This window comes from Enterococcus termitis, assembly GCF_001730305.1.
In the GTDB taxonomy this organism is placed as follows: domain Bacteria; phylum Bacillota; class Bacilli; order Lactobacillales; family Enterococcaceae; genus Enterococcus_L; species Enterococcus_L termitis.
Genome location: NZ_MIJY01000034.1, coordinates 337320 through 353663, shown reverse-complemented (window position 1 = coordinate 353663; position 16344 = coordinate 337320). Strand labels below are relative to the sequence as shown.

At 35.2% G+C, this 16344-nt stretch carries 15 protein-coding genes and 1 pseudogene; 9 read left to right on the top strand and 7 right to left on the bottom strand.

Annotation, left to right across the window (positions count from 1 at the left end; genetic code table 11):
- Positions 1-441: 441 nt before the first annotated feature.
- From BCR25_RS14080 to BCR25_RS14065, 4 genes are all read left to right on the top strand, one after another.
- Positions 442-771, top strand: coding sequence for an ArsR/SmtB family transcription factor (locus BCR25_RS14080; protein WP_069664216.1), 330 nt, complete (start codon positions 442-444; stop codon positions 769-771).
- Position 772: 1 nt separating this feature from the next.
- Positions 773-1462 (top strand): type 1 glutamine amidotransferase domain-containing protein, encoded by a 690-nt coding sequence (locus tag BCR25_RS14075; RefSeq protein ID WP_069664215.1) that lies wholly within the window; start codon positions 773-775, stop codon positions 1460-1462.
- 1 nt (position 1463) lies between these two features.
- Entirely contained in the window at positions 1464-2378 is a 915-nt protein-coding gene (locus tag BCR25_RS14070; RefSeq protein ID WP_069664214.1) for an NAD-dependent epimerase/dehydratase family protein, read from the top strand.
- A 362-nt stretch (positions 2379-2740) separates the two neighbouring features.
- A complete protein-coding gene (locus BCR25_RS14065; protein WP_069664213.1) occupies positions 2741-4057 on the top strand; it encodes a glucosaminidase domain-containing protein in 1317 nt (438 codons plus the stop codon).
- 285 nt (positions 4058-4342) lie between these two features.
- On the opposite strand, the pseudogene BCR25_RS19960 reads toward BCR25_RS14065, so the two are convergent.
- Positions 4343-4527 (bottom strand): annotated as a pseudogene (locus BCR25_RS19960) (transposase); the annotation flags it as partial.
- 438 nt (positions 4528-4965) lie between these two features.
- Between BCR25_RS19960 and BCR25_RS14060 the strand changes: the two are divergent.
- Genes BCR25_RS14060 through BCR25_RS14045 form a run of 4 tightly spaced genes read left to right on the top strand, consistent with a single transcriptional unit; the run spans position 4966 to position 7613 of the window.
- Positions 4966-5256 carry a TIGR04197 family type VII secretion effector gene (locus tag BCR25_RS14060; protein WP_069664212.1) on the top strand — a complete coding sequence of 97 codons (291 nt, stop codon included), beginning with the start codon at positions 4966-4968 and terminating at the stop codon, positions 5254-5256.
- On the top strand, positions 5253-5600 hold the full coding sequence (locus BCR25_RS14055) for a DUF3958 family protein (RefSeq protein WP_069664211.1): 348 nt from the start codon (positions 5253-5255) through the stop codon (positions 5598-5600). The genes BCR25_RS14060 and BCR25_RS14055 overlap by 4 nt, the downstream gene beginning before the upstream one ends.
- Positions 5600-7171, top strand: coding sequence for a T7SS effector LXG polymorphic toxin (locus tag BCR25_RS14050; protein WP_069664210.1), 1572 nt, complete (start codon positions 5600-5602; stop codon positions 7169-7171). The genes BCR25_RS14055 and BCR25_RS14050 overlap by 1 nt, the downstream gene beginning before the upstream one ends.
- Positions 7172-7178: 7 nt before the next feature.
- The gene (locus BCR25_RS14045; protein ID WP_069664209.1) at positions 7179-7613 is read left to right on the top strand and encodes a hypothetical protein; all 435 of its coding nucleotides are present in this window, start codon (positions 7179-7181) and stop codon (positions 7611-7613) included.
- A gap of 901 nt (positions 7614-8514) precedes the next feature.
- Here the strand turns inward: BCR25_RS14045 and BCR25_RS14035 are convergent.
- The 4 genes from BCR25_RS14035 to abc-f form a co-directional block, all read right to left on the bottom strand.
- Positions 8515-10230 carry an ABC transporter permease/substrate binding protein gene (locus tag BCR25_RS14035; RefSeq protein ID WP_069664207.1) on the bottom strand — a complete coding sequence of 572 codons (1716 nt, stop codon included), beginning with the start codon at positions 10228-10230 and terminating at the stop codon, positions 8515-8517.
- Positions 10223-11413, bottom strand: coding sequence for a quaternary amine ABC transporter ATP-binding protein (locus tag BCR25_RS14030; protein WP_069664206.1), 1191 nt, complete (start codon positions 11411-11413; stop codon positions 10223-10225). The genes BCR25_RS14035 and BCR25_RS14030 overlap by 8 nt, the downstream gene beginning before the upstream one ends.
- A gap of 397 nt (positions 11414-11810) precedes the next feature.
- Positions 11811-12446 (bottom strand): GntR family transcriptional regulator, encoded by a 636-nt coding sequence (locus BCR25_RS14025; RefSeq protein ID WP_069664205.1) that lies wholly within the window; start codon positions 12444-12446, stop codon positions 11811-11813.
- A 13-nt stretch (positions 12447-12459) separates the two neighbouring features.
- Positions 12460-14403 carry a ribosomal protection-like ABC-F family protein gene (gene abc-f / locus BCR25_RS14020; RefSeq protein WP_069664204.1) on the bottom strand — a complete coding sequence of 648 codons (1944 nt, stop codon included), beginning with the start codon at positions 14401-14403 and terminating at the stop codon, positions 12460-12462.
- Between the two features lie 216 nt (positions 14404-14619).
- Here abc-f and BCR25_RS14015 point away from each other — a divergent pair, with 216 nt between their 5' ends.
- Complete coding sequence (locus BCR25_RS14015) at positions 14620-15288, top strand: redox-sensing transcriptional repressor Rex (RefSeq protein WP_069664203.1); 669 nt, start codon at positions 14620-14622, stop codon at positions 15286-15288.
- A gap of 57 nt (positions 15289-15345) precedes the next feature.
- Here the strand turns inward: BCR25_RS14015 and BCR25_RS14010 are convergent, their stop codons facing one another.
- Both BCR25_RS14010 and BCR25_RS14005 read right to left on the bottom strand, forming a co-directional pair.
- Positions 15346-16026: a CPBP family intramembrane glutamic endopeptidase gene (locus BCR25_RS14010; RefSeq protein ID WP_069664202.1), complete on the bottom strand. Its 681-nt coding sequence runs from the start codon at positions 16024-16026 to the stop codon at positions 15346-15348.
- 80 nt (positions 16027-16106) lie between these two features.
- On the bottom strand, positions 16107-16289 hold the full coding sequence (locus BCR25_RS14005) for a hypothetical protein (protein ID WP_069664201.1): 183 nt from the start codon (positions 16287-16289) through the stop codon (positions 16107-16109).
- Between the last annotated feature and the right edge of the window lie 55 nt (positions 16290-16344).

The window sequence follows — 16344 nt, the reverse complement described above, 5'->3', positions numbered from 1 at the left end:
TTTCAACATTCCTCCTTGAAAAAAAGTACAGAAGGGGCTATTCTACTTATAGAAACAATTTATTTTTATACGCAGGTTCTAAGACCTAATGATTGGTACAAATAAGTAGAATGATCTAGTTTGTCCCTCAAGGTTACTTGGAGAAGAACCTCAATAAGCGATCGACCTACAAGCCACTCCTGTCATCTCTAAGTATGACAGGAAAAAGCCTGCAGGTCGATCACTTTCGTTTTCATTCTGTTTGGTGAGGGCGATAGCCCTCATGGGTGTTTGTCCCATCCTCATTTTCAATAAACTGATCAAAAAAATTTCAACAGAATCATTAATATGATTCAAATCGCATTAATTGACAAAAATCTATTTAATTGGTTTAATTGTTTAAACTAATGATCCAAAAAAGATAATGTATAATTGTCCAATCAAAAAATTAGGAGCCTTCATATGAATAAACTGAATGAATTAAAAGAAAACTTTGCCAAACTTAGTCCATTTTTCGTTGCTTTGGGTGATGAAAAGCGCCAAAAAATCATCCTTAGACTTATGGAAGATCGAGCCTGTCAAGGGTTACAAGTGCCAGATTTGATTGAAGCATCTGGCTTATCAAGACCTGCTGTTTCTCATCATTTAAAAGTGTTAAAAAATGCCAATATTGTGGATTATCGACGAGAAGGCACGAAAAATTTCTACTATTTGACCCATGAATTAGGAGAAATCAACAAATTAAAACAGTTAATAGAACAAATCATTGATTTTACAGAAAAGAGTGAATAAATTGAAAAAAGTATTGATTGTAGAAACCAATGTTACCAGATACAAAGGAACAAAAGAGGCCACAGGCTTATGGTTAGGGGAAGCTGCTGAGTTTGTAGATGAATTAAATAAAGCGGGGATTGACTATGATTTTGTCAGTCCAAAGGGCGGCTTTGTTCCATTAGATCCCCGAGGGATGAACTATACGGATGAATCGATCATAAGTGTGTACGAAGATCCAGATTTTGTTCATCGAGGATTGACGAATACTTTAAAACCAGCTGAAGTAAATCCGGATGACTATTTTGCGGTGTATTATACTGGCGGACATGGAGTCATGTGGGATTTTCCCGATAATAAGGAGTTACAGTTAATTGCTAAAGAAATTTATACACATGATGGTTATTTAGTTTCCGTTTGTCATGGCATTGCAGGGTTATTAAACATTAAAGACGATAATGGAAACTATCTTATTGCAAATAAATCTATTACCGGCTTTACAACGGCTGAAGAAATACTTGCTGGAAAAAAATCAGTTGTACCTTTTTTAAATAAAGAGCTGGCTGAAAAGAATGGAGCTATTTTTAAAAAGAAACGTTTTTATAAGGACTATGCCATAAAAGATGGGCGGATCATCACTGGACAAAATCCCTTTTCCGTTCGTTCAGTCGCAAAATTATTGGTAAACGAAGGAACATTAGGAGGAAATTAGAATGCAAACAATAGTAGGAAGTAATGGACAAATTGGGCAAGAACTTGCTAAGGAACTTCATAAAAATTTTACCACAGATATTCGCTTAGTTAGTCGTAGTCCTAAAAAAGTCAACGACAGCGATCAGCTAGTTGCAGCAAATCTTCTAGAGTACGAAGAAACGAATAAAGCAATCACTGGAAGCGAGATTGTCTATTTTACAGCTGGACTTCCGATGGATAGTAGCATGTGGGAGGAACAGTTCCCTATAATGATGGCAAATGTGATTAAAGCTTGTATCGAAAATCAAGCAAAATTAGTTTTTTTTGATAATACTTATATGTATTCAAAAAATAGTGAGCTTCAGACAGAAGACAGTCCTTTTCGACCTGTAGGCAGAAAAGCAACGGTTCGAGCAAAAATCGCACAACTGTTACTTGATAAGATGGAGGCTAACGAGATAAATGCTGTTATTTGTCGCGCACCAGAATTTTATGGTCCTGATAAAACACAAAGCATTACGAACACAATGGTTTTTGAAAATATAAAAAAGGGAAAGAGCATTCGAGTTCCTCTCAATGATAAATGTTTACGCACACTTATTTGGACACCAGATGCAAGTCGCGCAATGGCCTTGATTGGAAACACCGAAGACGCGTATGGTCAGACCTGGCATTTACCCTGTGATGATAGCAAAACCTATTCTGAAATCATTCAATTATCTGAACAGATTTTAAACAAAAAACTTACCTATTCTGTTTTAAAAATGTGGCAATTTAACTTAGGAAGTCTTTTCAACAAACGGTTGAAAGAATTAAAAGAGCTTCTTCCACGATATCAGGTTGATAATAACTTTAGTTCAGAAAAATTTAAGAAACGATTCCCTGATTTCAAGATTACTACAATGAAAGAAGGCGTAACGAAGCTTCTATTTTAATAGAAAACGATAAGTATTTTTTAAAATGAGGATAATTCTAGTATTAATCATGAATATTTTAAGAAAATTTGTAAATTTTTGAGCCAAGTAGCAGATTTCAGGTCAGACTTATGGTAAAATAAACTCAACTTATGGAAGCTTTAAATCGATTTATAGAATAAAAGGTAGGTGGATTCATGCAAGCTTGTCGCAAGACGTTCAGTGAAAAGAAATATAAAATAAATCTCTCATTGAACCTGCGAGCAAAAAGTAAGGATTTAAGCATTATGAAATAAGAGGGCAACAACCAATACAATAATGAATAAAGGCTATTGAGAAAGATAGTCTGACTATTAGTGATTTAACGAGAGGAACTAAAGTGAATGAAAAGAAAACTTCTATCATTCCAGATGATTTTTGCACTTCTTAGTGTAAATTTGATTCCAGTTGCAAGTTACGCGGATGAATTAAACCAATCAGAATCGAGCGCAGTCGAAGATAGTTCAACTACTGAGACGACCGATAGTTCTTCCACAGAGGACTCGTCCACAACAACAACGGATTCTTCAACATCTGGAACTGAAACAAGTACGACAGAATCAAGCGACACAACCACTACACCTTCATCAGAAGCACCACAGCCGCCAGTGGAAAATCAAGCACCTCAGCCTGTCCAACCTGAAGTGCCAGCTGAGCCACAAGAAGAAGCGGTCGTTGAAGATGTCCCAGTGGTAACAGACAACGGACTTACTGTTCAACCAGATCAAGAAATTTCTGTCGTAAAAAATGAGCCAACTGAAACCTTCATTCGCCGTATTGGTGAAAAGGCACGTGCGGTTGGACAAAAAAATGATCTGTATGCTTCTGTCATGATTGCACAAGCAATTTTAGAAACAGGAGCTGGAGGCAGTCAATTAAGCCAGCAGCCTTATTACAATTTATTTGGAATCAAGGGTGAGTACAAAGGTGAACAAGTTGTCTTTTCAACACAGGAAGATGATGGTTCTGGAAACATGTATACAATCGATGCAGCTTTTAAAAAATACCCAAGCTACAAAGAATCTTTCGAAGATTATGCGAAATTGATGAAGGAAGGTATTGACTCAAACTCAGAAATTTATTCTGGAACATGGAAGACAAATGCTGTTTCCTATCAAGAAGCAACGAAGTCTTTGACTGGTGTATATGCAACAGATACTAGCTACGATAAAAAGCTGAATGCGTTCATTGAAGAATACAATTTAACAGAATATGATAAAGCTCAGCCGTCTAAGACAGCGGCAGGAATCATTGTTGCAGATACTCATGCAGATAGTGATTTTAAAGATTATTCTGGCGAAACATTCTCCGGGGCAGAGGCTTACGCTGAAGGAAATTGTACGCAATATGTCTATAACCGTATCGTTCAATTAGGCGGTTATGTAGAGACGACAATGGGGAACGGCATGGACTGGGGTGCGACTGGCAAAGCCAATGGTTATGAAGTAAGCAACAAACCAAAAGCTGGTACAGCAGTCAGCTTCCAGCCAACTGTGGCAGGAGCAGATGGAACATATGGACATGTGGCATTTGTTGAACATGTTTATGAAGATGGTTCTATTCTGATTTCAGAAATGAATGTTGCTGGTTTAGGAATGGTTTCTTTCCGAGTGATCGACCAAAATACAGCCAACACGCTTGCTTATGTAACACCAAAATAATAAAAAAACAGTACCAGCGGTAAGTGCGGGTACTGTTTTTTTATTGTTTACTCTTTCTTAAGGATTCTATAGAAAATCGAAACAAATTAGGCATACTTTCTTCAAATCTTGTCGGTATTATAAATACATACCCAATAACAAACCCAAACAAAACACTTTTTCATTTTTACTCCTCAAGTAAAAAGAACTCCTTGCCACCGCCCACCCAGCGGTGGTTATTTTTAAGATTTTTATCAACTAATGTTGATAAAAAAATTCAAAGAATTATATTAGTTATTATGAGTCTTAGAGGTCTTCTTCTAGGACTTTTTTATTTGGTTGAAAAAGAACAGTACCAAAGCATAAAGTAATTCTCAATTTAAAATTGTAGAAGTTATGAAAGATATGGCAATTCTTTTTAGTATTTTTATATAATTATTCAAGCATTCTAACGGACCGGTTGAATAAGGTAAATCCAACGCATTTTTAATGCCAGTTTGAATTTTTGAAATCGACTCTTCTTCTTTAACACCAAAAAGAGGACAAAAGTGGGCTAAATAACCCAATGTACCAGAAAATTCCTGGTAGATCCGTCCTTTGATGCGTTCTTATTTTAAAGAGTTTTTATTAAAGGTAATGTTTCAGTCTAGAATATCTAAGGTATTTTTGATAAGAATTCTGTAGGACATCTTGATTTCTCCTTTTGAATGGTTTTAGTCGACTTAATTCTAAAGAATATCGAGGTGTCTTTTCTATTTTTTATATTATTTAAAATAAGTATAAAAGACAAATATATTAACAGGACTATGGATAAAATATTATTATTTATAGAATAAATAAATTTCATAAAGATAATTTAAACTATTAAGTTTCGAATATATGTGGTAAAATTTTATTACAATTAGTTTAATCGCGAGGAGGAGTAACTAATGGCAATAAAAAGTGATTTGACTGGAGCAAGCCAAAAGGCTACTGCACTAAAAAATGCAACAGATAGATTAATACAGCAATCTAACATAAATAGCGATACTCAAACAACAGTGCTAGGTAATGATAATGCACAAGAAGCCATTACTACAGCTCAAGAAACTGCTACTAAAATAGCACAGGCAATATTTGCAGCATCTAGTAATCTCCAAAGTGTAGCAAAGGATTTTGAAGCTTTAGACCAAACCGTTGCAAACACTATTTTTAAACCTTTAGGTGGTTTAGGAAAATGAGAAAATTAGAAGAGATTCAAAAAGAAGAAAAGCAATTATATTTAAAAGAAGAAACACTATCGAGTGAAGTAAATCAAGTAAAGAGAGTCAAAGAAAGCTATGACCAACATTTTTACGAAGCAAGGCATTTTTTTGATGATGTCTGTTATCAGTTTGATAAAAATGAACAAGGAAATTTTTTTAAATCAGTATTTGATGAATTTTCTCAAAAATCAAGACAAGTAATGGATTATTTAGAAAATGATGAAGAGGAATTACGTGTACAAAAAAAGAAAATTCTGAATCAATTAGAAGATGTTGGATATGAAAAAAGAAAAGTATTGTCAGAGGAGGATAGCAAATAATGAGTGTTGATATGTATGTTTCTACTTCTCGAAGTCAAGCATCAAGTGTATCCACCATGTGTAAATCACAAGTGGAAGGATATCATGAATTACAAAAAGCAATTACAGATTTTGTAGTAGCAAGTCCATTTTTAACGGGTAAAGCTTATGATTCAGCAAAAGACTATTTTCAATCGGTGTTGTATCCTTTAGCACAAGGTGGGATACTGTTATCTGAAGCAGTAGAAAAAGCAGTGAAGAAATTTCCAGAAGAATATATTTCTCAAGTAGATAGTGGGGATTTAAAACAATCTGAATTAGAAGAAAAGATTAGAAGAGCAGATAGATTACTGAATCAAGCGGAAGATATCCGTAAAGATATTAATTCATCAAAAACTCCTGATATTACAAAAACATTTCAATTAATAGCTAACTCGATGTTAATTGGGATGTATAGTGCTTCCAAACAAAAATTAGAAGAGCAATTACGTAAATTATTAGCATTTAATGCAAGTTCACCTTCAATATTTTCTGAAATCTCTAGCTTGCAAAGTGCTATGAATACTGGATTAGCTCAAACAAAAACTGCATGGAATGAGGCAACAGGAACGTTTTCAATTCCAAAAGATTTATCGTGGAAAAATACTATTAATGAGCGATGGAAAAGTTATCAAGAAAAAAATATGACTAGTGAACAAAAATTACTAAGGAATTTAGAAACTCAATTTGGATTTAGTAATGAAGAAAGCCAATTATTAATGGATATTTATCAAAAATTAAAAAATGAGTATGGAGCAGATAAAGCAAATAAATTATTTTGGCAGTTGCTTGCATCACCGGTATATACAGGAAACCTTAAAGATTGGGGGATGTGGAGTTATACTGGGGGACTAAACTCTGACTGGAGGACTTCTTTAGGCAAGTTAGGATTAACAAAGGAAGAATTAAATGCTTTAGAAAATATGATTTGGAATCAATACAATTTATGTTCAGGAATTTATAAAAATCCAAAACAGTATTATAATAGTTTTGTAGCAAATCAAAACGTTGATTGGAATAAACTTAGTGTAAATGAACAACAAAAATATATAGATTTATTCAACCAATTTAACAATAAAGTTGATTTTTCACACATGGCTGCTATCATAGCTTCATATATGAATAACGCTATTTTAGAAGATTCTTTAGGTGAATCAATTGGTTTATTTAATGGAGTAGGTGGATTAAATAATAATTCTGGCTATATTGGAGATATAGCTGGAGTACCTGGAGCTAAGCCAAGTTTAGGAAATGATGATTATCGTGCAGATTTAGATAGTGTCAACATATTTAATAGAATTTCAGAGTCTACTAACTCTTTAGAAGCTATGAATCAATATTTTAATCAATTAACAAATGGAAAAACGAATAGAGCAGAAGAATTTGTAACTAATATAGGAAATGGGTCATATAATGAAGGAATAGCAATATTACAACAGCAATATAATGATTTTATTAACGGTGGTGCATATAAAGATATGAGTGTAGAAGAACAAAAAGTGTTTGCAGAATTTTTGTTAAATGTAATCAATTCAAATAATTCACTGAAGTAGGTTATCTATGAAAAAGAAGAAATGGATATTTTTACTAACAGTTATTTTAGTAGTAGTTGGATTTTTTTATTTGAAATTTAATTACATTAAAGTTCCTTATCTAGGTCAGGTGCCATTGATAAAATGGGATGCTTCGATAGATAAGCATATCAAAAATAAAGATATATACTATCAACGTAAGTTAGAATTATCTAGCTTATCGGAAGATAAAATAATTGATTATTTTTATAAAGCAAATAAATCAAGTAATACTGCAGGTTTAGTTACAGAGCGTCCTTCAAGAAAAGAATTAAAAAGAATATTCAGAGAATATGAAAGTATATCTTCTAGTACGCAAGTGTTTGGTGATACATTACATCATTCTAGATATGTAATAACAACACAATTATCCAAAGAGAAACGACAATATGTATATACTATTTTTATAAAAAAAATCCAATAATTATTATTTTGAAATAAAGATACTTATTTATAAAACTTACAACACAAATACATTAATCAATAAGGGGATGGTAAAGAAAAAGTAATTAGAGCAGAGCATCAAAATTGTAATTACATTTATAGTGAGAATGGCGTTGGAAGAAATGATGAACGAGTGGAATGCCAAAAGAAGTAGGTTATCTATGAAAAAGAAGAAATGGATATTTTTACTAACAGTTATTTTAGTAGTAGTTGGATTTTTTACTTGAAATTTAATTACATTAAAGTTCCTTATCTAGGTCAGGTACCATTGATAAAGTGGGATGCTTCGATAGATAAGCATATCAAAAATAAAGATATACACTATCAGAGAAGATTCAATTTTTCTGAATTATCAGAGGATAAAATAGTTAATTATATATACAGAGCCAATAAATCCAGTAGCTTGTCAAATTTAATTATGGAAAATCCTTCAAAAAAAAACTTAAAAGTAATTTTTTGAAAAATAATGAAATAGCTTCAAGTACATTAGTTTCGGAAGATGTCCTTAATCATTCACAATATAAAATAATAACAAAAATTTCAAAAGTCAAAAATCATTATATCTATACAATTTACGTTGAGAAATTTTCTTAATAATTGATAAAAAATTATTTTTCATAGAGTATATTAAAATGGAATAAAAGCATATTGAATATTCATATTAATATCAATTCAAAGTAAAAAAATGGATAGATAAGTAGTTTAATTAATAATATAAATCATCAGCCGAGTGGTATTTTTTTGCAAAAAATAGGTGTCTAGGACTCAATTCATAGTACTTTGTCCTAGACACCTAAAATCTGAATAAACACCTCAGATTAATGTCAAATAGTTGCTGAAATTAGCCAGTTACTTCAAAAATTTTTGAAATGACTATCAATTTATTTTTTCCACTTAGCGACTTCATCTGGATGACTATCGATCCAGTCTCTGGCAGCTTCTACAGGGTCAGTACCACTGTTGATCGCTAACATGACAGATTCCATATCTTCTTTTGTCCAATGAAAGTTTTTCAAAATAGTATAAGCTTCAGGATTATCAGCTTTCAATCCTTTTCGTGCCATTGTATGGATCGCTTCTTCTGTACCCATCGTTCCTTTAGGATCTTCTAAATATTTTAAATCATATTTTGCGAACATCCAGTGAGGAGACCAGCCTGTAATAACAATTTCTTCTTTGTTTTTAATTGCTTGTCCAAGAGCGACGGTCATTGCACCAGAAGAAGAAGTTTCCACGGACCAGTCAGCTAAATTACTATAAGTTTGTTGTGTTTTTTCGGCGGCAGCGACAACTCCTGCGCCAGGTTCAATACCAGTGATTTTTTTGCCTGCTTGATCCTTTAGATCTTCGATCGATTGAACATCCATATAAGCAGGGACAACGATTCCTAGTTTTGCTCCTTTTAGATTTTCTCCTAAATCTTCAACTTTTGACTTGTATTGTTTGTATTGCTCGCCATGTGTACCAGGCAGCCAAGCAGCAACCATTGCATCTGTTTCACCTTTTGAGACAGATTCCCACATGATCGCATTATCTAAGGGTGTCAACGATACTTTATAGCCAGCATCTTTTAGAACTTCGCCAATCACATGTGTTGAAGCGACTTCGGTATCCCATTCTACATAAGAAAGTGAAATTTCTTTGTTTTTATTATCTGCAGATGAGAATAGGGAAGGAGCAGCAATAGCACCGATGATCATGACAACGACAGCAATAAGCCCGCCGACTTTCTGTTTTTTAGAAAACGTTGATTTTGCTGGAGCGGTCTTTTTCTTGTTTAAGTTTTGAGTGAAACGGTCGATGATGATTGCAAGAATTACCAGGGCAACACCATTGACAAAACCATTTCCGACTTGTGCCCGCTGTAATGCAGATAAAACACCGCGTCCAAGTCCAGGAGCACCGATCATTGAAGCAATAACAACCATTGACAGAGCCAACATTGTTGTTTGATTGACCCCAGCCATAATTGTATTTTTAGCAAGAGGTAATTCTAACTTGAACAGTTTTTGCCAGCCAGTACTACCAAAGGAATCGGATGCTTCAACTAATTCTTTTGGCACTTGACGGATACCGAGATTAGTAAAACGAACAGTTGGCGGTAAGGCAAAAATCACAGAGGCAAAAACGCCAGGCACCATTCCGATGCCAAAGAAAGCAACTGCTGGAATCAGATAAACAAATCCCGGCATCGTCTGCATGAAATCCAAAATAGGTGTAATAATACTTTGAGCTTTATTACTTTTAGCCATCAAAATGCCAAGTGGAACGCCGATAATGATCGAAACGACACTAGAAAGTAAAACTAAAGTGACCGTACTCATCAAATCAGTCCATAAATTTTGATTATAAATGAAAAGCAGACCGATCAAAGTGAATAAACTTAAACCAATTTTTTTATTAGAAATAAAAAAGGCAATGGCTGTCAGTATCACGATAAATAAAAGGGGTGGAATTGCAACTAAGAAAGCTGTAATAGCATCCATCAAACTTTGTCCAGTTGATTGGAAGAAGGTAAATAACCCAGAAAATGTGTTGGTCATCCATTCTGTGATTGTTTCGACCCAACTGGCTACAGGTAATTGATAATTAGTCATTGATCGTCACCTCAGTTTCTGCAAGTGCTTCAAGTACGCTGCCTCGAATAACAACACCTAGCAATTTATTATTATCAGTTACTGCAACTGGGGTAGGAGAGTCGTAGATGATCGGTAAGATATCATTAACTAACATATCTTTATCGATCGTTGTGATCTCTGTATCTACAAAATCAGTTAAAGGCAAACTAGCTTTTCGAGCTTCTAATGCGCGTTCTGCTCGAACTACACCTTTTAATTGACGTTTTTTATCTACGGCCATTAGCATGCTGACTTCTTCTTGACGCATGCGAGTTAGTGCAACGGTTGGTCCATCAATTTCAATATTTGTTGTAAGAGCCGGCACCATGATATTTTGAGCAGTCAAAACTTTAGAACGATCGACATCTTCTACGAAAGTTCGAACATAATCATTGGCAGGATTGGTCAAGATTTCTTCACCAGTACCGATCTGCATGATTTGTCCATCTTTCATTAATGCGATACGATCACCGATACGCAAAGCTTCATTTAAATCATGAGTGATAAAAATGATCGTTTTCTTAACATTCTCTTGTAAATCAACTAATTCATCCTGCATTTCACGACGGATCAATGGATCAAGAGCAGAGAAGGCTTCGTCCATAAGTAAAATTTCTGGATCATTCGCTAAGGCTCTAGCTAATCCGACCCGTTGCTGCATTCCGCCTGATAGCTGGTTAGGGTATTGATCTTTAAATGCCAGTAAACTTGAATTTTCTAGTGCTTGTTCTGCTTTAGCAGTTCGTTCTTCTTTAGGAATACCGCGAATTTCTAAGCCATATTCGGTATTCTCCAAAATCGTTCGATGAGGGAAAAGACCAAAATTTTGAAAAACCATGCTCATTTTGTTGCGGCGAACTGCGCGTAAACCTTCTTTATCTAACTTTGCAATATCCTGATCATCGATAAGGATATTGCCGGAAGTAGGCTCGATCAGACGATTTAATAAGCGAATCAACGTCGACTTACCACTACCGGAAAGGCCCATGATAACGAAAATTTCTCCTTCTTCAACTTCGAAATTAACGTCATAAACACCAACAGTCGCACCCGTTTTTTTTAAAATCTCCGTTTTTGACTTGTTTTCTTTGATCATATCCAGCGCTTGTTTCGACTTCTTGCCGAATATCTTTGTTAAATGTGAAACTTTTACCTTGGACAAAACTAATTTCCTCCTTAAATTTAAGAGCTGAGCAGATATACCATACTCTTTCATTGTTCAGCTCTGACAGACAAATAGACAAATCAGTAGGTAGTAGGTTTACACTACAGACAGATTTGATCTTTTCTTCGGTTTATGAAAAGAAAATCATTTCTTTTCTGAAAAAAAAGTGACCATTTTAGATTAACATCGTGTAGTCACTTTGTCAACTTGCTGGCAATTCGAATGAGAAAACAAAAAGAAGGTGGCTGAGTATAACTCTATGAGTCACTACTCAGTCACCTGAAATTTGCTATATTTAGAATTAGGCTACGATCTCAGCTTCCTTTATATAGGAATAAACGAGTGAAAAGACAATTATATCTTGAAAACAGATACTCTTATTCAACGTAATTCATTATGAGTTTGGATAAAAGAAATTTTGTACTCGTTGCAATGTGGACTCATGTCCGACAAAGTAAATCGTGTCTCCAGCAATCAATTTTGCATATGGACCAGGGGAGACGAGAAGTTCTTCTCCATGCTTGATAGCGATCAAAGTAGCAGAGGTGCTTTGCCATAAGTTTAGGTCGCTGATTGTCATATCCAGATGAGAAGCTTCATCTGTTAATGTAAATGTGACAGGATTCAAAGGATTTAATGAGTCGAATCGTTTGGTTTGATCGACCAATTTATCCAATATTTCAGAAAAATAGCTTAATTCTTCTTTTTGTTTTTCCACACTTTCTATGAGATCTTCTTTTAAGTTATGGATAGATTGGACATCTTGATATTGTTCAACAAATACTTTGGCTTTTTCTGCCGAATGGACATAGAAGCCGCTGCCATGTTTGGCTTGGACGATTTCAAGGTCTACTAGGACGCTGATCGCTTTTCGAGCAGTTTCAGGAGAAACACTGTATTTGTTTGCAAGAGTAGAACGTGCATGGAGCTTATCGCCGACTAGGAATGTTTGATCTGCAATTTTTGATGCTACATCAACAGCGATTTGCTGGTATTTCGGCTTGGTGACATTCATACGTTTAGACGTCATATTGATCTACCTTTCATTCGTTCATTTGCTCAAATTCTTCTAGTTCTATGCTGAGATTTTCCCAATCAGAGAGTAATTCTTCTTGTTTGACTCGCTGAGCTTCAAGTTCTTCATTTAAAGACATCAATTTTAAATGATCATCCACTAGGACAGGATCATTCATTGATTGTTCTAATTGGGCGATCACAGTATCTAGGGTTGTCAGATCCTCTTCGGTTTGAGTGATCTTTCTTTTTAAGTTCCGCAATATTTTCTGTTGCTCTTTATTTTGATAAAAGTCATTTTGGGGTTTTGCTGTTTCGTTTGGCTTAGCTGTTTGCTCAGCTAATAAAGCGGCTAATTCTTCTTCTTCTTTTTTCTTTTCGACGTAATAATCATAATCACCTAAGTAAAGTTTACTGCCAGCTTCAGAAAGTTCAATGACTTTTGTTGCAATTCGATTGATAAAATAGCGATCATGGGAAACGAACAACAATGTTCCTTCGTAGTCGATCAATGCATTTTCAAGCACTTCTTTATTATCGATATCTAAGTGGTTAGTTGGTTCATCAAGGATCAGAAAATTTTCTTTATCCATTGATAATTTAGCTAAAGCAACACGAGCTTTTTCTCCACCACTTAATAAAGGAATTGTTTTTTCTACATCGTTACCACTAAATAGGAAACTACCTAATACGCTACGAATGTCTTTTTCTGGCGTTGTTGGATGTTCATCCCAAAGCTCAGCCAAGACTGTTTTTGTTCCGTGTAGTTCGGCTTGTTCTTGATCATAGTAGCCAATCTGGACATTTGTTCCAAGAGTTGCTTCACCCTTGATGAAGGGGAGTTTACCAATAATCGATTTTAATAATGTTGATTTGCCGATACCATTTGGTCCAACTAAAGCAATAGCTTCTTGCCGCCGAATATCCAATGACACTGGTTCTGATAAAATTTGTGAATCATAACCAATTGCGGCATTTTCAACCTGTAACACAACGTTTCCTGACATTTTTTCTATTGAAAAAAGAAAATTGGCTGATTTTTCGTCTCCTTGCGGACGATCTAAGCGCTCCATTTTCTCAAGCGTCTTTCTTCGACTTTGAGCACGTTTAGTTGTGGATGCTCTGACTAAATTCCGTGCCACAAAATCTTCCAGCTTGTTGATTTCCGCCTGCTGTTTTTCATAGGCTTTCCATTCACTTGTCAGCTGTTCAGCTTTTAAATCTAAATATTTTGAGTAGTTTCCTTTGTAGTAGCGCATCTTGTGGCGGCTGATCTCATACACCTCGTTGACGACCTTATCCAGAAAATAGCGGTCATGCGAGACGATCAATAATGCTCCAGAATAGCTTGGCAGATAATTTTCCAGCCAAGAAAGGGTATCGATATCTAAATGGTTAGTCGGTTCATCGAGAATCAAGATATCTGGTTTTTGTAGTAACATTCGTGCTAAAGCTAAACGTGTTTTTTGACCACCAGATAGAGTATTGATGGCTTTTTCATAGAACTCTTCTTGAAAACCAAAGCCGTGTAAGACAGAACGGATCTCATTTTCATAGCCATACCCGTTTTGTTCGGAAAAATCGTGCTGTAGTCGATCGTATTCTTTCATCACTGATTCGTAGTTTGTATCGCTAGGCACTAGCTCACTGATAATCAGTTCTAATTCCCGCATTCGTTTTTCCATTGTGATGATTTCGTCAAAAGCCTCGAGCATTTCAGACCAGACGGTTTTATCTGAAGTTAAACCTGTATCTTGAGCCAAGTAACCAAGACTGGCTGTTTTATTTTTAGCAATCGTTCCTGCATCAGGAGCATCGATTCCAGCAAGTATTTTAAGTAACGTAGATTTTCCAGCACCGTTTCTACCGACTAAAGCGATTCGGCTGTTCGTACTGATCTCCATTTGTATGTTTTCAAACAAAGTTTCCGCACCAAAATAACGGGCGATTTGATTTGCTTGGAGTAAAATCATGGGACATCCTCATTTCTATTTGAATGTCTTTAGTTTAGCATAGTTTGTGGCAAAATAGCACCTATACTGCCGACACAAAGGAAAAATCATTTTAGGAAATTAGAATAATTTGAAAAAAATCTTTTTTTGTGAGCGGTAAGATTGCTTTTTGATGAGAAAAACTGCTATTATGAGAGATGGATATTTGTCTATATTTAGAGTATTGGAGGTACCATTGTGAAAGACCAAATTATTCCAAAAGCAACGGCAAGACGCCTTCCCCTATATTATCGTTATTTGAGAATTCTGCATGATGCAGGAAAAAATAAAGTTTCTTCAACAGAGTTGAGTGAAGCTGTTCAAGTTGATAGTGCAACGATCCGACGTGATTTTTCTTATTTCGGTGAGTTGGGCAAACGTGGTTATGGCTATGATGTGGAGAACTTAATGAATTTCTTCGCTAAGACATTGAATGATGATGAATTAACAAATGTCGCCCTGATCGGGGTGGGGAACTTAGGTAGTGCATTACTTAAGTATAAATTCCATCAAAGCAACAGCATTCGCGTAAGCTGTGCATTCGATGTGAATGAAAACATCGTTGGTAGAATTGTGGATGGGATTCCTGTCTATCCGATGAGTGATATGATGGAACAGATTCGCGTACAGCAAATCGAAGTTGCTATTTTGACCTTACCAGCTCGAAAAGCACAGGAAGTGGTCAATCAGTTAGCAGATGCTGGAGTCAAAGGTATCTTGAACTTTACTGCGGCTCGTTTGGTAGCTCCATCAGATGTATTGATTCAAAATGTTGATTTAACGAATGAGTTACAGACATTGATTTACTTCTTGCACCATGATAGTGAATTGATCGATACAGAATTGGAAGAAGAAAAAAGCGAATAAAAAAATAGGCCTATGGCTAGACATGCGCAGCATGTTTAACCATAGGCTTTTTTTATACTATTGTGGCAATTCAATATTTGCATAATGTAAAATTAGTTGAGCAATCACCACCAGTGTATTCATTCCGCAATGTGCAAGGATCGATGTCCAGATTTTTCCGGTCATTTTATACAAAATAGCAAAGAAAAGACCCATGAAAAAGTAAACGAAGAAATGACCATCTTGATGGATCACAGAAAATAAAGCAGAACTTATGACCGCAGCGAGCCAAAAACCTGAATATGTTTCGATTGTGCCAATCATCGAACGACGAAAAACAAACTCTTCCATAATAGGACCGCCAATTGTTGTTGCCAATATAAAAAGTGGATTCGCTAAAATAATAGCAATAATATTTTGAGTATTTTGAGAGCTTGGTTGTTCTCCAGTAATGGCAGTTTCAATACTAAAGACGACTGCTTGAATGATCATTGCCAGAAAAATTCCACTGATTCCTAATAAAAAAATAAAAACGGGAGAGGTTAATTTTGCTTCGCGTTCCGTAATCGTTGCGGCACTTTTTTTATTTTTCATATATAGCCAAATCATACCAGCAGCACCGAGGATGTACGTCACTGTGGTTCCTAGGATCACTAGATTTGGTGAAAAAGGCTGAAATGCATATGGAGAGAAAAAGACCAGCAAGTATAATAAAACCGTTGCAAGACTTACTTTTTTGATTGATAAATTTGTCAGCATAAAAAGTTGGAACTCCTTTCGATAGTCATGTAAAAAGTATACCACAATCTTTATGCAGTATCAGAAAGAATGAAAGAAGCTCATTTTCGATTGTTTCTGCGATAGCCTAACAAAAGAAAGATAAATACGAAGAAAAACGCAGCCTCCCATAAAGTGGTCGTCCAGTCAAAGCGTCGATTGACACCAAAAAAGAAATTGCCAATGTTTGCAATAATCAGGTAAAGTCCAGTTGCCAATAAAGCACTTATAATTCGTTGTTTCATCTAAATCGCCTCCCTTTGTAAGTATAGTTTACCATGAAATGAATCAGAGTGGAAA

Bases quoted from the DNA above. Each gene is read 5' to 3' on its own strand.
- BCR25_RS14080 (WP_069664216.1), top strand. From the start codon at position 442: ATGAATAAACTGAATGAATTAAAAGAAAACTTTGCCAAACTTAGTCCA.
- BCR25_RS14070 (WP_069664214.1), top strand. From the start codon at position 1,464: ATGCAAACAATAGTAGGAAGTAATGGACAAATTGGGCAAGAACTTGCT.
- BCR25_RS14065 (WP_069664213.1), top strand. From the start codon at position 2,741: ATGAAAAGAAAACTTCTATCATTCCAGATGATTTTTGCACTTCTTAGT.
- BCR25_RS14060 (WP_069664212.1), top strand. From the start codon at position 4,966: ATGGCAATAAAAAGTGATTTGACTGGAGCAAGCCAAAAGGCTACTGCA.
- BCR25_RS14055 (WP_069664211.1), top strand. From the start codon at position 5,253: ATGAGAAAATTAGAAGAGATTCAAAAAGAAGAAAAGCAATTATATTTA.
- BCR25_RS14050 (WP_069664210.1), top strand. From the start codon at position 5,600: ATGAGTGTTGATATGTATGTTTCTACTTCTCGAAGTCAAGCATCAAGT.
- BCR25_RS14045 (WP_069664209.1), top strand. From the start codon at position 7,179: ATGAAAAAGAAGAAATGGATATTTTTACTAACAGTTATTTTAGTAGTA.
- BCR25_RS14035 (WP_069664207.1), bottom strand. From the start codon at position 10,230: ATGACTAATTATCAATTACCTGTAGCCAGTTGGGTCGAAACAATCACA.
- BCR25_RS14025 (WP_069664205.1), bottom strand. From the start codon at position 12,446: ATGACGTCTAAACGTATGAATGTCACCAAGCCGAAATACCAGCAAATC.
- abc-f (WP_069664204.1), bottom strand. From the start codon at position 14,403: ATGATTTTACTCCAAGCAAATCAAATCGCCCGTTATTTTGGTGCGGAA.
- BCR25_RS14010 (WP_069664202.1), bottom strand. From the start codon at position 16,026: ATGCTGACAAATTTATCAATCAAAAAAGTAAGTCTTGCAACGGTTTTA.
- BCR25_RS14005 (WP_069664201.1), bottom strand. From the start codon at position 16,289: ATGAAACAACGAATTATAAGTGCTTTATTGGCAACTGGACTTTACCTG.